Annotated in this window: 13 protein-coding genes and 1 riboswitch; of the genes, 6 read left to right on the top strand and 7 right to left on the bottom strand. The window is 60.6% G+C overall.

Annotation, left to right across the window (positions count from 1 at the left end):
- Positions 1 to 264 precede the first annotated feature (264 nt).
- Positions 265 to 1,182, top strand: a complete 918-nt coding sequence (locus J9885_RS17405) for a L,D-transpeptidase family protein (protein WP_210550193.1) — start codon at positions 265 to 267, stop codon at positions 1,180 to 1,182.
- A gap of 21 nt (positions 1,183 to 1,203) precedes the next feature.
- Positions 1,204 to 2,190, top strand: a complete 987-nt coding sequence (locus J9885_RS17400; protein WP_210550192.1) for a DUF481 domain-containing protein — start codon at positions 1,204 to 1,206, stop codon at positions 2,188 to 2,190.
- 282 nt (positions 2,191 to 2,472) lie between these two features.
- Here J9885_RS17400 and J9885_RS17395 read toward each other — a convergent pair whose 3' ends face one another.
- The 3 genes from J9885_RS17395 to J9885_RS17385 all read right to left on the bottom strand — a co-directional run bounded on the left by J9885_RS17395 (position 2,473) and on the right by J9885_RS17385 (position 5,025).
- Complete coding sequence (locus J9885_RS17395; protein WP_043758946.1) at positions 2,473 to 3,198, bottom strand: MaoC family dehydratase; 726 nt, start codon at positions 3,196 to 3,198, stop codon at positions 2,473 to 2,475.
- A 233-nt stretch (positions 3,199 to 3,431) separates the two neighbouring features.
- A complete protein-coding gene (gene rlmF / locus J9885_RS17390; RefSeq protein WP_102948762.1) occupies positions 3,432 to 4,385 on the bottom strand; it encodes a 23S rRNA (adenine(1618)-N(6))-methyltransferase RlmF in 954 nt (317 codons plus the stop codon).
- Positions 4,386 to 4,536: 151 nt separating this feature from the next.
- The gene (locus J9885_RS17385; protein WP_010673526.1) at positions 4,537 to 5,025 is read right to left on the bottom strand and encodes an NlpC/P60 family protein; all 489 of its coding nucleotides are present in this window, start codon (positions 5,023 to 5,025) and stop codon (positions 4,537 to 4,539) included.
- Positions 5,026 to 5,302: 277 nt separating this feature from the next.
- Here J9885_RS17385 and J9885_RS17380 point away from each other — a divergent pair, with 277 nt between their 5' ends.
- Positions 5,303 to 6,025, top strand: coding sequence for a 4'-phosphopantetheinyl transferase superfamily protein (locus J9885_RS17380; protein WP_210550191.1), 723 nt, complete (start codon positions 5,303 to 5,305; stop codon positions 6,023 to 6,025).
- A complete protein-coding gene (locus tag J9885_RS17375) occupies positions 6,022 to 6,870 on the top strand; it encodes a tetratricopeptide repeat protein (RefSeq protein ID WP_210550190.1) in 849 nt (282 codons plus the stop codon). Before J9885_RS17380 ends, J9885_RS17375 begins: the two co-directional genes overlap by 4 nt.
- Before the next feature lie 134 nt (positions 6,871 to 7,004).
- On the opposite strand, the gene J9885_RS17370 is transcribed toward J9885_RS17375, so the two are convergent.
- Together J9885_RS17370 and ribB are read right to left on the bottom strand one after the other, a co-directional pair.
- Entirely contained in the window at positions 7,005 to 7,247 is a 243-nt protein-coding gene (locus J9885_RS17370; protein WP_010634682.1) for an Lpp/OprI family alanine-zipper lipoprotein, read from the bottom strand.
- A 225-nt stretch (positions 7,248 to 7,472) separates the two neighbouring features.
- Positions 7,473 to 8,126, bottom strand: a complete 654-nt coding sequence (gene ribB, locus J9885_RS17365) for a 3,4-dihydroxy-2-butanone-4-phosphate synthase (RefSeq protein ID WP_043758934.1) — start codon at positions 8,124 to 8,126, stop codon at positions 7,473 to 7,475.
- A 104-nt stretch (positions 8,127 to 8,230) separates the two neighbouring features.
- Positions 8,231 to 8,385, bottom strand: a riboswitch (FMN riboswitch).
- Between the two features lie 206 nt (positions 8,386 to 8,591).
- On the opposite strand from ribB, the gene purU reads away from it, so the two are divergent.
- Positions 8,592 to 9,428 carry a formyltetrahydrofolate deformylase gene (gene purU / locus J9885_RS17360; protein ID WP_246877001.1) on the top strand — a complete coding sequence of 279 codons (837 nt, stop codon included), beginning with the start codon at positions 8,592 to 8,594 and terminating at the stop codon, positions 9,426 to 9,428.
- A gap of 61 nt (positions 9,429 to 9,489) precedes the next feature.
- Here purU and J9885_RS17355 read toward each other — a convergent pair whose 3' ends face one another.
- Positions 9,490 to 10,755: a DUF945 family protein gene (locus J9885_RS17355; protein ID WP_134696647.1), complete on the bottom strand. Its 1,266-nt coding sequence runs from the start codon at positions 10,753 to 10,755 to the stop codon at positions 9,490 to 9,492.
- 107 nt (positions 10,756 to 10,862) lie between these two features.
- Positions 10,863 to 12,344: a cardiolipin synthase gene (gene cls / locus J9885_RS17350; protein WP_043758928.1), complete on the bottom strand. Its 1,482-nt coding sequence runs from the start codon at positions 12,342 to 12,344 to the stop codon at positions 10,863 to 10,865.
- Positions 12,345 to 12,440: 96 nt separating this feature from the next.
- Here cls and J9885_RS17345 point away from each other — a divergent pair, with 96 nt between their 5' ends.
- Positions 12,441 to 12,983: a DUF1439 domain-containing protein gene (locus J9885_RS17345; RefSeq protein ID WP_043758926.1), complete on the top strand. Its 543-nt coding sequence runs from the start codon at positions 12,441 to 12,443 to the stop codon at positions 12,981 to 12,983.
- Positions 12,984 to 12,986: the final 3 nt, after the last annotated feature.

Raw genomic sequence — 12,986 nt, 5'->3', positions numbered from 1 at the left:
CCCCTCCCCTGCCCACGCCGACCACATGGCAAACATGATCCGCAGTGTCAGTAGCGGCCACTGGGCAGGGAGCCATGACGCGGCTTCCCATGGGCCGTCATTCCCGGCAACACGGGTTCTTCGCTGCAACGCTGATGCAAACTGCCACCACCCCACCCGGCAGACCCTGGTGCGAGGCTGGTAATCCCCGGACGATTGGTTGACAATCCCAGCTCATTTTTTGGGAAGGAGGGCTTCCCTCACCCACATTCGATAGGAAGAACCATGTTCAATACACGTATCGTCTCACTGCTGCTGGCCGCCGTCAGCCTCTGGGCCGCGCCGGCCTGGTCCAAAACCTATCCCCTGCCGCCCGCCGACAGCCGGCTCATCGGCGAGCTGGAAGATTACATAGTCCAGCCGGGCGATCATCTGGAGCTGGTGGGCAAATATACCCAGATCGGTTTTCTGGCCCTGCTCGAGGCCAACCCCGGCGTCGACCCCTATCTGCCCAAACCGGGCACCCGGCTGACCCTGCCGACCCAGATGCTGCTGCCCGACGTGCCGCGGGAGGGCATCGTCATCAACCTGCCAGAGCTGCGCCTTTACTATTTCCCCAAGGGCAAAAACGAGGTGATGGTGCTGCCCATCGGCATCGGGGACATCGGGCGCGAGACACCGGAGATGACCACCACCGTCATCGCGAAGAATCCCAACCCGACCTGGGTGCCCGGCCCCATGGTGCGCAAATCCTGGCTGGAGCAGAAGGGGATCGATTTGCCCGCCGTGGTACCGCCCGGCCCGGACAACCCCCTCGGCAAGTTCGCCATGCGCCTGGGCTATGGCAACAAGGATTACCTCATTCACGGCACCAACAAGGACTTCGGCGTTGGCCTGCGGGTCAGCGCCGGTTGCATCCGGCTGCGCCCGGATGACATCGAGATGCTGTTCGGCCTGGTGCCGGTCGGCACGCCGGTGCGGGTGATCAACCAGCCGGTCAAGATGGCAGTGGAGCCCGATGGACGCCGCTGGCTGGAGGTGCACTCCCCCCTCTCCCGTACCGAGGACGAACTCGAAAATGGCGCCCCTCTGATCCTGCCACCGGCCGTCGAGCAATTTATCAGCGCGCCCGAGGTCACCCAGGCCGACGTCACCGCCGCACTGGACAGCAAGAATGGACTACCCCGCCCTATCAGCGGCTAAGTACCGGAGTCATCATCACTCATGAGATACCTGCTTCTTCTGTTTATCCTGGCAAGCCCGCTGACGTGGGCCAAGGACATTCTCTGGATGCGCAACGGCGATCGCCTGACGGGCACCATAGAGGAGATCACTCCAGAGTCGGTACGCATTGCCCTGCCCTACAGCCAGGCAGTAACGGTCAAACGGGAAGCAGTCAAACGCTGGCGACTGGAAAAGCAGGACAAGCCCAAGGCCACGGCCAAGGGGGGAATATCGCTGTTTCAGGCTGAGGGGGACGAGGGCAACGCCTGGCTCTGGACCGGCAATGGCGACCTGAACATCAAGCTCAAGAAGAATGAAACCCGCACCAACGACATCAACATCAAGGGCAAGACGGAGGTCGCCAATCTCGACTGGCGTTACAGCCTGTCAGGGGAATACAACTACGAAACCGCCAATGGCGAGACCGACAGCCACGACTATACCCTCAACCCGACCCTGGACTATTTCTTCAACGATCACTGGTTTGTTCGCAATTCTCTCAATGCCGAATACAACATGCTCGATGAAAACTATCTCCAGCTCGATTTCAGCTCCGGTCCCGGTTACCGCTTCTGGAATGACAAGCGCAGGCGACTGGAACTGATTGCCCAAGCAGGTGTCCAGCGCGCCTATTTTCGCGATGGCGGCTGGGCAGGATTGCTTCTGTTTGATTCGCGCATCATCAGCTACCCCATCGGCAGTCTGAGTTGGGATTATCGCCAGCCATTCTCGCTCTGGCGGCAGCAGTTCGAGCTGTTCAGCAAGGGCAGTTATCTGAAATACCTGTCACAGCAGTCCCCCTATCTCACCCTGGATCAGGACATCAATGGCAGCCTAGGACTACGCTACTACTTCAACGACAACGTTCGCCTCTCCTGGTCGAGCGAACTCGACTGGCAAGATGGGGAGTTCCATTTTGAGGGGGCAGGGCAGAGTCTCAAGGAGAGCGAGGTCCGCCATCTGATCAGCCTGGGTGCCAGTTTTTGAACCAGTGACCAGTCACATGCAAAGGGGAGTCATAGCGGCTCCTCTTTTTCATTAATAGGCGCGATGTTCTCCAGGGTCAGATGCAAGCTTCAATCGCGGCATGCAGTGCTATCTCACCAGCTCACAACCTTATCAAAAGAAAACCGGCTAGCTGCGACAGCACCGGTTTTATGAGTCACATCCAACTGCGGATCCGTTTGTCCTGGGGCTGGCCATCTGTGCCGGATACAAAAACGGGCCTGCAACAGCGAGCCCGTTCAACCATCAACAGTGAAGGCGTGATCAGAAATAGATGCGGGTCACCGACTCGATGACGCACCCCGGACGACGGATCCCCTCGATCTCGATCTTGATCTCCTTGAGCAGCTCGATCCCGCCCTTGATGGGGGTGACCCGGGAAAGCTTGGTGCGGGCCCGGATATTGCTGTCCACCTTGATGGGATAGGGGAAGCGTACCTGCTCCAGCCCGAAGTTCACTACCATGCGGGCAGTGGGAAACTCTGGCGTCGTCTCATCCACCGAGCCGGTCAGCTGCGGCAGCAGGGCCAGGGTCAGGAAGCCGTGGGCGATGGTGGTCTTGAAGGGGGACTCGGCCGCCGCGCGCTCGGGATCGGTGTGGATCCACTGGTGATCCCCGGTCACGGTGGCGAACTGGTTGATCAGCGCCTGAGTCACCTGCAGCCACTCGCCGACATGGGTCTCCTCCCCGAGCCGGTTCTGCAGCTCGGCATAGAGTGCGGCGGCCTCCCCGTCGAGCTCGACGACAGGATCCTGCGTCATGGCCGGCTGGCCGTTGGCCACCTGTGCCACTCTGGCGCTCTCCTGCTGCTGGGCGTTCTGGGACTCCCCTTGCAGATCCAGCACTCGCCCCAGCAAGGGGTGAAGGTGTGCCTTTTGCTGAAACTCACGCCAGTAGTCGCGGATAGCCGGGGAGAGCCAATCCTTGAGCTCAAAGGGGTGCTGCGCCAGAATTTCGCGCTTGTGCTTCAGAAAATCGACAACTTTCATGTACCGATCCCTATTCGATTAACAGCCTGTGAAGAGGTCTAACCAGTCCCATTTTATGAAAGTTTCAGCAGTAAGTACAAAAAAATCTCGGCGTACAACTGTACCGAGGGCGGGAGTGGTCACTAACATGCTGGAAAAATCAGGTGGGAAAACGATTGAAACGAGGGCTGCAAGCGGGAATAAATCAGTCCGGAAAAAGAGAACCGGGGCCCTTGCCAGTGCCCCGGTCTTGCTCATCGGCCCATGGCAGACCACCAGGCTGCCCGCTTCTCCTCATCCAGGAAACTCCAGGCCAGGATCCGGCTCACCTTGTTGCCTTGCGCCATATCGAGTACACGAACCTCCCGCGCCCCCGCCCGGGTCAGCGCCTTGCGGGCGGCCGGCAGGTTCTCCTTCTTCGACACCAGCGAACTGAACCAGAGGCACTGGGCGGCAAATTCCCTGCTCTGCTCTATCATGCCGGCCAGAAATGCCGCCTCGCCCCCTTCGCACCAGAGCTCGGCCTTCTGACCGCCGAAATTGAGCACGGGCGCCCCCGTCACCGCCTTGCCCTCCCCCTTGCCCAGGTTGCGCAGCTTGCGCTCCGTCCCCTTGCTCGCCTCGGCCAGAGACGCATGGAACGGCGGGTTGCACAGGGTCAGGGCGAAGTGCTCCTTCGGCCCCAGAATGCCGCGAAAGATGTGTTTCGGGTTGCCTTGATGACGGCACGCAATCTGGCTCCCCAGGCCATTGCTGGCAGCCAGCAGGGTCGCCGCCTTGACCGACACCGGGTCGATGTCTGACCCCACGAAGCGCCAGCCATACTCGCGGGCACCCAGCAGGGGGTAGATGCAGTTTGCCCCGACGCCGATATCCAGCACCCGCACGCCCTTGCCCGTCGGCACCTTGCCCGCGCTCTCCGCCAGCAGATCCGCGACGCGATGCAGATAATCGACCCGCCCCGGGATGGGCGGGCAGAGGTAGCCAGGCGGCAGATCCCAGTGTTCGATGCCATAGTGCAGCGCCAGCAGCGCCCGGTTAAGCGCCTTGACGGCGGCCGGATCGGCGAAATCCAGGGTCCGGGTGCCGTGCTCGTTGACGAACACGAAAGGCGACAGCGCCGGGGTGCGCTGGCAGAGCGCGTCAAAGTCGTAGGGTGCCTGATGGCGATTGCGCGGGTGCAATCCGGTTTTCTGCTGGGGTGTCATGCTGGACCTGCCGAGGATCAAGGGGGCCACACTATAGAGAGTCGGCCAGGGAAAGTCTAAAAGAGGGCCATAAAAAAACCGGACCCTGGGGGTCCGGTTCAAGTGAGGTTGGAAAAACAGTCCGTACTGCGAGCCGTTTGTCCAGCCTGACTCAGATATCGATCCGGCGTGCCTGCCAGAACTTGTTGCGCCAATACACATTGTCGAGCTTGGAGCGCGTGACGCCGGCACGGAAGGAGACATGGATGAATTCACCGTTGCCGACATAGATGCCGACATGGTTCAGACGCGGGTTGATCTTGAAGAAGACCAGGTCCCCCTCGACCAGATCCTGCTTGGAAACGCGAGAGCCTTCGTGGACCTGGGAGCGGGTATCGCGGGGCAATTCGATGCCGATGGCATTGCGGAACACTTCACGGGTAAACGCCGAGCAATCGATGCCTCGTTCTGTGGTACCGCCATAACGATAGGGGGTACCACGCCACTCTTTGTATACGGTCAGGATTTCGTTGACATCCGGGGTAGGCGAAACTTCGGGTTCAATCACGGGTTCCATCATGGAAACCTCGATCTTGCTCGCGACCTCGGGTTGGGGTGCCGAAGCACAACCTACCATTCCGAGCGCGACCAGCAGTAGCATCAGGTGGCGCAATCCTTTATCCCCACAAAAAAGAGTGAAACTTGTTAAAATGCAGCCCGACAGGGCAATTTATAAGGCAACAGCACCCGACTATATCCAAGAATTCTATCGAGGCAAGCGAAAATCCCAATCGAACTCACATTTTTGCAAGGAAATGCTCTGTTTAGCGCAATTTATGTGATCATGGCCAAACAATATACAATCTTGAAAGCATCGGTTTCGGCCTCTCCAAACGGATTGTTATCGCTACTTCGACCCCATTTTTAAGTGAAATATTATGCTTTCTGCGGATCTCTATTTGTTAAATACCGCGCTCGTCGATACTGAACAGCTGATCGGGCTGCCATCCGGGCTCTCCCCGGAGGAATACCGCCACTGGCACGAGATCCGCCAACCCGGCCGCCAGCGGGAGTACCTGCTGGGCCGGGTGTTGCTTCGCCGCCTGCTGGCCGAGCGGCTCCACTGCCCGGCCGGGTCTCTGACCTTTCACATCGGCGAGCACGGCAAGCCGATGCTGTGCGACCACCACTGGCAGTTCAACCTCAGTCACAGCGGTGATTGGCTGGTGCTCGCCCTCTGTCGGGAGGGTCCCCTCGGCGTGGATATCGAAATGGGCCTGCGCCGCCGCCCCATATTGCCCCTGGCAGAGCGTTTCTATGCCCCCGGGGAATACCAGTGGCTGCGCACCCTGCCAGTGCAGGAACAGGACTCGGCCTTCTATCGGCTGTGGTCGCGCAAGGAGGCGGTGCTCAAGGCCCACGGCGCCGGCATCGCCGCCGGGCTGGAGAAGGTCTGTTTCTTGCCGGAGCAAGGGTGGCGGCTGGAGAACCTGCTCGATACCCGCCTCTATGAAGTGAGCGACTGGCCAATTGGCAGAGGATGGCTCAGCCTCGCCGCCCCGACCCGCCAGGTCGATGCCTATCTGCTGGACGGGAGCTTGAAATCCACTCCGCTGGACCCCATGTTGATCCACACCATTTTCCGAGAGTCAGCCTCATGATCGTCGACATCACTCCCCAGAATTTTCACGCCGAACTGATCGATGCATCCCTGAAAAAGCCGGTCGTCATCTACTTCCACGCCCCGCAGATGCCGGAGTGTCAGGCCATGACCCCCCTGGTGGAAGCCCTGGTTGGTCAGGCCAATCCTGGCGTCACCCTGGCCAAAGTCGATATGAATGATCCCCAGCTACAGCCGCTGGCGAGCCAGCTGGCCCTGCGTGCGTTACCCGCCCTGGTGCTGTTCCATCAGGGGCGTCCGGATGAGCAGGCCATCCTGGAAGGCCCGCAGGATGAAGCGACCCTGCGCCAGTATTTCGCTGCTTTCGCCCCCAAGGAAGAAGAGCTGCTGCTGGAGCAGGCCAAGCAGGCACTGGCCGCAGAGCAGGCCGATGTGGCGCACGCCCACCTGAGCAAGGCCCACCGCCTCGCCCCCGAGCGTCACGACATCAGCCTCTGGCTGGTACAGGCGGCCCTGGATCTGAACCTGCTGGACGAGGCGCAAGCCCTGCTCGCCGCCATCCCCATGGTGGCACAGGACGATCACTATCAGACCCTGAGCTCTCGCCTCTCGCTGGCGCTGCAGGCCAGTGACAGCCCTGAACTGCGCGCTCTGGAGCTGCGTCACGCCGAACAACCGGCAGATGACGCCCTCGCCCAGGAGCTGGCGGTACTCTACAGCCAGGTCGGTCGACAGGAAGAGGCTCTGGCCTTGCTGTTCGCCATTCTCAAGCGGGATCTGGCCTTTGGGGATGCCAAGAAGATCTATCTCGATGTGCTGGCCACCATGGGCGCACATCCGGCAGCGCAGAATTACCGCCGCAAGCTCTACAGCCTGCTTTATTGATCGAAGGGATATTCAGGACGGGGAATGCCGATCGGTCGGCATTGCCTTGTTCAGGCGGGAGTCAAACACGGAGAATTGCCAGATTTCAGGCAAAAAAAAATGGCGCATTAAAATGCGCCATTTTTTCGCATGGATTACTTCTTGTAGGAAGTAGCCATGTTGTCGATGCGCTGGTTAGCACGCATAGCTTCTTGCTTGGCTTCTGCAACATCAGCAGCGATCTTGGACTGATCAGCACGAACAGCGCTAACATCTTGAGCCAGTTGGTCAACTTTGTTAGACAGATTCTGAACGGAAGTTTCCAGTTCGCTGGTGTTTGCACAACCGCCCAGCAGAGCGGACAGACCAACAACACCTACCAACAACATTTTTTTCATTTTTAAAAGCTCCCTTTAACTCGCCAGACGTTTAGCAAGCGGCGTGATTATGGCACAAAAAAATCATACTTTGGATAGGCCCCATCACAGATAAATGCGTTAAAACCCTCATTTTTTTTTAGTTGCACACTTTATGCGCAAACTTTAATCAAAAAAGAGTGTCTCCGGATGAGGTTCGTGCAAAGCGTAACCAAAATTTCGGCTTATTACAATTTCGTATGAGGCTCAGGCTGAACGCTCTGACAGCAATTGACGATATTGCACCAGATCCTCGATGGTCAGCACCGGCATCTGGTGCTGGCGACCGAAGGCCACCAGGTCCGGCAACCTGGCCATGGAGCCATCCTCCCTGGTCAGCTCGCACAGCACACCGTAAGGTTTGAGCCCGGCGAGCTGCATCAGATCGACCGTGGCTTCGGTGTGACCGCGCCGGGTCAGCACGCCGCCGGTACGGGCACGCAGCGGGAAGACATGGCCGGGGCGATGCAGGTCGGACGGTCTGGCCCCGTCGGCGATGGCGGCACGTATGGTGGTGATGCGATCGGCGGCGGACACCCCGGTGGTCACCCCCTGCGCCGCTTCGATGGTCACGGTGAAGGCGGTCTGGTAGTGGCTGGAGTTGGCTTCCACCATCATGGGGAGCTCGAGCTGGCGAACCCGCTCGTCGGTCAGGCAGAGGCAGACGATGCCGGAACACTCGCGGATCATCATGGCCATCTGTTCGTTGGTCATGGATTCTGCGGCGAAGATGAGGTCACCCTCATTCTCCCGATCTTCATCGTCGGCCACCAGCACACCCTGGCCGGCACGCAGTGCGGCCAGCGCGGCCTCGACGCGAGCAATGGGATCACCGAATTCACTGAGCAGAGACTGATTCATGGTAAGACTCCTAAAAAAGACAAGGACCAGAATCAGGGCATGGAAAGGCAGACAGAGATAGGCATGCAGCGGCCGGCCCACAGGGGGCTTGCCAGCAATATCTGTCTTATCCTCTTTCATCCGGACTGTGACCGTCGGCTCCGGCATCTCACCGGATCTGCTGACCCCGCCCCGTCAAACCGGGTCGGGCGCTCGCGGGCTCCCCGAGTCATATCGGGATACCGCCGGTGGGGAATTTCACCCCGCCCTGAGAATAAGCGCAGACAGCCTAAAGAAAATCGCCGCAGGATGCCAGCCCAAAACCCATCAACGACAAACGGTTGCTCCCGGCGGCCCGCCTCAGCCAACCGGTCACGCCGATGCACGGCACGCTGTCTTTTCTGATTTTGTTTGTGGCATAGTGCCAAAAAAACGTGCTGCCCGCGCAGACTGGGCGCCAACAACACAAACGGAATCATGACAGAGATGGAAAAGAAAATACTGCTGACCGACTGCCCCGACGCCAAGGGGCTCATCGCCAAGATCACCAACATCTGCTACAAGCACCAGCTCAACATCAACAAGAACGACGAGTTCGTGGACCATGAAAACGGCCGCTTCTTCATGCGCACCGAGCTGGAAGGCCGCTTCAACGACGAGACCCTGCTGGCGGATCTCGATGATGCCCTGCCGGCGGGCGCCCAGCGCCGCCTGGTCAAGGCGGGCAAGAAGCGCATCGTCATCCTGGTGACCAAGGAGACCCACTGCCTTGGCGACATCCTGATGAAGAACTACGCCGGCGCCCTGGACATGGACATAGTGGCGGTGATCGGCAACTACGACACCCTGGGCGAGTTGACGGGCAAATTCGACATCCCCTTCCACTGCGTGAGCCACGAAAACCTCAGCCGCACCGAACACGAAGATCAGGTGCGCGCCCTCATCGATGGCTACCAGCCGGATTACGTCATCCTGGCCAAGTACATGCGGGTGCTGACCCCGAGCTTCGTCGCGGCCTACCCGCGCAAGATCCTCAACATCCACCACTCCTTCCTGCCCGCCTTCATCGGTGCCCGTCCCTATCGCCAGGCGTTCGATCGCGGGGTCAAGCTCATCGGTGCCACCGCCCACTTCGTCACCGACGATCTGGATGAGGGTCCCATCGTCGAGCAGGACGTCATCCACGTCGACCACACCTTCACCGCCGACGACATGGCCAAGGCCGGTCGCGACGTGGAGAAATCCGTGCTGAGCCGCGCCCTGGAGCTGGTACTGAACGAACGGGTCTTTGTCTACGGCAACAAGACGGTCGTGTTCAAGTAAGCGGCGTTCCGACCCCAGAAAAAAAGGCTCCCGAAGGAGCCTTTTTTCATTGCGGGGGCACTCACTGGTGCAGTGGCAGACCGTTGACGGTGACCTGCCCCTTCTCCAGCTTGAGCTCGGCGCTCAGCACCGCCGACTCCGCCTTGAGGTAACCCAGGTCGGTGAACTGGCTCAGCATGGGGGCCAGCTGTGGAACCGCCTGGCCCAGCTTGTCGCCTAGGCGCGCATGGAGCAGACCTGACAGGGCCTGCATCCCCTCCTCGCTCTCCATCAGCGCGGCCAGGGTCGTGGGGGCCAGCTTGGCCTCCCCCTGCAGGTTGACGGGTTCGCCGTTGAGGCGGGCGCTGAGGTCCGTCAGCAGGAGCGTGGCCCCCCGCTGGAGCATCTTGTCCAGCGCCTCCTGGATGGCGGCTTCGTCCACCCGCTGGCTGCTGGCCTCCTGCAGCCGCTGGTACCCCTCCAGATCCAGCCCGTTGAGCGCCAGATCCAGGTTGCCCTCGGTCAGCGCCAGGCTGTCCTCCTCGTTTTCCAGATTGAGAGACGCCACCTTCATCTGATAACGGGTGGAGAGTGTCTGGACATCATCCCCCGCCAGCTGGGTGGCGGTGGTCATCCCCTGCAGGGAGACCTTGAGATCCCCTTGTGTCAGGGAGAGGGCGGAGAGGGTCGCATCGCTGCGGGGCGAGAGCCAGAGGCCGCTAATCTCCGCCATGTCGGCGCTGCCCTTGAGATCGGCCAGGGCCAGATCCGTCTTGCTCTGCGCATCGTGTACCGTCATGCCCAGCCAGTGGGCGGTCAGATGACCATTGCCGTCGAGATCGCCGCGGTAGTCGCCGTTCAGGGGCAGGAACTGGAACTCGTTGAGCCCCTCCTTGACCTTGAAGTCGCTGGCCCAGAATCGGGAGCTGTTGCTCATGGTCCAGAGGCTGCTGGCCGACTCCGCCCCCAGCTGCCATTTCTCCATGCCGAGGGCCGTGAAGACGGGTGCGAGGGAGCCCTCGGCGGTGTCCAGCAAGAGGTGGCTCTTGATATAGAGCGGCAGCATGCGGCTGTTGAACGCGAACTGCATCTCGATGGCCTCGCTCCCCGCGAGTTGGGGATCAAAGCTCTCCAGCGTCTGGGGCGGCACCACTACCTTGAGCAGGCCGTCGCGAACGAACAGGTTCTCCGTGGCCGGATGCCAGCTGATCTCGACCCCGCTCTCCTGCTGCGCCCTGGCGATCTGCTCGGCCAGGATCCGGTCGAACGTGTTGCCCGTGTACCAGCAGGCGCCAAGCCCCCCCACCACCAGGACGGCCCCGACGGCCAAGGCCACTTTTTTCTTCATCTGTTCTTTTTCTCCACATTATCAATGGCGGGTGCATGGGCGCACTCTACGGGGAGGATGGGAACACACGCAAGCCGGATCGCGGCTCAGGGTTCCCTCTCTGGCTGTCACAGCAAGGGGCTGAACAGGTAGAAGATGTTCTCCAGCAGTTTTTTGTACCAGGGCCGCGCACGCCACTTGGTCAGGGACATGGGGGTCGCCTCCAGCATGTAGCCCTGTACCAGCTGGTTCATCTCGGCGACGAACACCGGGTTGTCGATGAGCAGGGTGATCTCGAAATTGAGCCAGAGGCTGCGCCTGTCGAGGTTGACCGTCCCCACCAGGGCGAAGTCATCGTCCACCAGCACGCTCTTGGTGTGCAGCAGGCCGGCGTCGTAGCGGTAGATCTCCACCCCGGCCGCCAGCAGATCCTCCATGAAGGAGTTGCTGGCGTGGTTCGCCATCAGGGAGTCGTTGCGCGCCGGCAGCACCAGCTGCACCAGCACGCCGCGCGCCGCCGCCGAGGAGAGCGCGGCCGCCAGGGGGTCATCAGGCACGAAATAGGGGGTGGTCAGCACCAGGTGATGGCGGGCCTGATAGATGGCGAGCAGCAGGCTCTGCTGGATGCAGTCACCGCCCACGAAGGGGCCGGAGGGGATGAGCTGGGCCCGGTAGTTGGTCTGCGGCCAGGCTTCGGGTTCGTGCTGCAGGCTGTCGAGCAGGCGCTCGCCGGTCTCCATCTCCCAGTCCCAGACGAAGGTGGACCACATCAGCGGCACCACGGGCCCCTGCACCCGGATCATGATGTCGACCCACTGGCCGACACCGGCGTCCTGCTTGAAGTAGCGGGGATCCACCATGTTCATGGAGCCCGTGTATCCCACCCTGTCATCGATCACCACCAGCTTGCGGTGCATGCGCAGGTCCTGCCGCTGGAAGGGGATACGCCAGGCACCGACCGGCAGTACCTCCACCACCTTGACGCCGGCAGCGCGCAGCGCCTTGGGCCAGCGGGAGCGCAAGAAGGTCTTGCTGCCGATGGAATCGAGCAACACACGACAATCCACGCCGCGTGCCGCCACCTCCATGAGCGCCTCGCACACTTCGTCCACATCCCCGCCGGGATGCCAGATATAGAACTCCAGATAACAGGACTGGGAGGAGCCCCGGATGTCGCGCACTATCTCCTGGATGATGGTCTCGGGCTTGTGCAGCAGCGTCATCCGGTTGCCCGACAGCATGGGCATGGCCAGCCGCCCCTGGATAAGGTCGTGGAGCGGGCGTGCCTTGCTGCCCACCTCGCAACAGTGCTGGGGGAAGAGACGGGCCAGCTGGCGGATCCAGATGGCATAAGGGCGGTACATGGCCTGGGCGCGCTCTGCCCGCTTGCGGCCGAGCCGAATCTCGCCAAACAACACGTAGAAGCCGACCCCCGCGAAGGGGATGGCATAGATGAGGGCCAGCCAGGCCAGGGAGACCCCGATGGGACGCCGCTTCATCACCACCCGCAGGGAGATCCCCGCCACTATCACAGTGTGAAACAACAGCAACAGCCAGCCGAGAAAGCGGGAAAACAGCAACTGAATGTCGTATTCCAGACCGTCGAGCAAGACGACTCCTTGGTGTATTGGGCAAATGGCATGGGCAGATCCCACAAGGCCGGGATGGTATGCTGTAGGACACACCCATTCTATCAGGTCGTTAGCATGATCCTGCAATCTATGCTGCTGAGTCTGGCCATGCTAGGCCAAGGCTCATATGACATCAATGAGCAGCAGATAAATCAGTACCTGCAATCTCAGGTACAAGTGGACAAACAGCTGGAACTGCCCGGCATCATCAAGGCTCACGTGCGGCTCGAGCAGAGCGACGTGCAGATTGGCCGCCAGAGCCCCGACACCGCCAGGGTGTTTGGCAAGGGCAAGCTGAAAATAGCGCTGCCGGACCAGACCGAGTATGACGCCCTGCTGAACATGACCTATGAGGCCAGACCCCGCTACGACAAGGCCCAGAGCGCGCTCTTCCTCGACAACATGAAGCTCATCGATTACAAGCTGGAGCCGGCGGCGGCCGAGCAGAAGTTCGGTTTCATGTTGCGCATGCTGCTGCAGAGCATGGAGAAACGGCTGGAGACCCAGCCTGTCTACAAACTCGATGACAAGGATCCCAACCAGGCCTGGCTCAAGGAGAATTTGCTGGGGCTGGAGCTGTCACCGGGCAAGATCCACCTGCTGACCAAGCCCCAATGAGAC

Origin of the sequence: Aeromonas sp. SrichE-2G (genome assembly GCF_017939565.1) — a bacterium.
GTDB lineage: Bacteria > Pseudomonadota > Gammaproteobacteria > Enterobacterales > Aeromonadaceae > Aeromonas > Aeromonas taiwanensis.
Note: the sequence above shows the minus strand (reverse complement) of the source record. Positions and strands in the feature narration are given on the sequence as shown.

Excerpts from the sequence above, each read along its gene's own strand:
- purU (WP_246877001.1), top strand. The coding sequence starts at position 8,592 with ATGGAAAAGAAAATACTGCTGACCGACTGCCCCGACGCCAAGGGGCTC.
- J9885_RS17375 (WP_210550190.1), top strand. The coding sequence starts at position 6,022 with ATGATCGTCGACATCACTCCCCAGAATTTTCACGCCGAACTGATCGAT.
- J9885_RS17405 (WP_210550193.1), top strand. The coding sequence starts at position 265 with ATGTTCAATACACGTATCGTCTCACTGCTGCTGGCCGCCGTCAGCCTC.
- J9885_RS17380 (WP_210550191.1), top strand. The coding sequence starts at position 5,303 with ATGCTTTCTGCGGATCTCTATTTGTTAAATACCGCGCTCGTCGATACT.
- J9885_RS17370 (WP_010634682.1), bottom strand. The coding sequence starts at position 7,247 with ATGAAAAAAATGTTGTTGGTAGGTGTTGTTGGTCTGTCCGCTCTGCTG.
- J9885_RS17400 (WP_210550192.1), top strand. The coding sequence starts at position 1,204 with ATGAGATACCTGCTTCTTCTGTTTATCCTGGCAAGCCCGCTGACGTGG.
- J9885_RS17385 (WP_010673526.1), bottom strand. The coding sequence starts at position 5,025 with ATGCTACTGCTGGTCGCGCTCGGAATGGTAGGTTGTGCTTCGGCACCC.
- J9885_RS17355 (WP_134696647.1), bottom strand. The coding sequence starts at position 10,755 with ATGAAGAAAAAAGTGGCCTTGGCCGTCGGGGCCGTCCTGGTGGTGGGG.
- ribB (WP_043758934.1), bottom strand. The coding sequence starts at position 8,126 with ATGAATCAGTCTCTGCTCAGTGAATTCGGTGATCCCATTGCTCGCGTC.
- rlmF (WP_102948762.1), bottom strand. The coding sequence starts at position 4,385 with ATGACACCCCAGCAGAAAACCGGATTGCACCCGCGCAATCGCCATCAG.
- J9885_RS17345 (WP_043758926.1), top strand. The coding sequence starts at position 12,441 with ATGATCCTGCAATCTATGCTGCTGAGTCTGGCCATGCTAGGCCAAGGC.
- J9885_RS17395 (WP_043758946.1), bottom strand. The coding sequence starts at position 3,198 with ATGAAAGTTGTCGATTTTCTGAAGCACAAGCGCGAAATTCTGGCGCAG.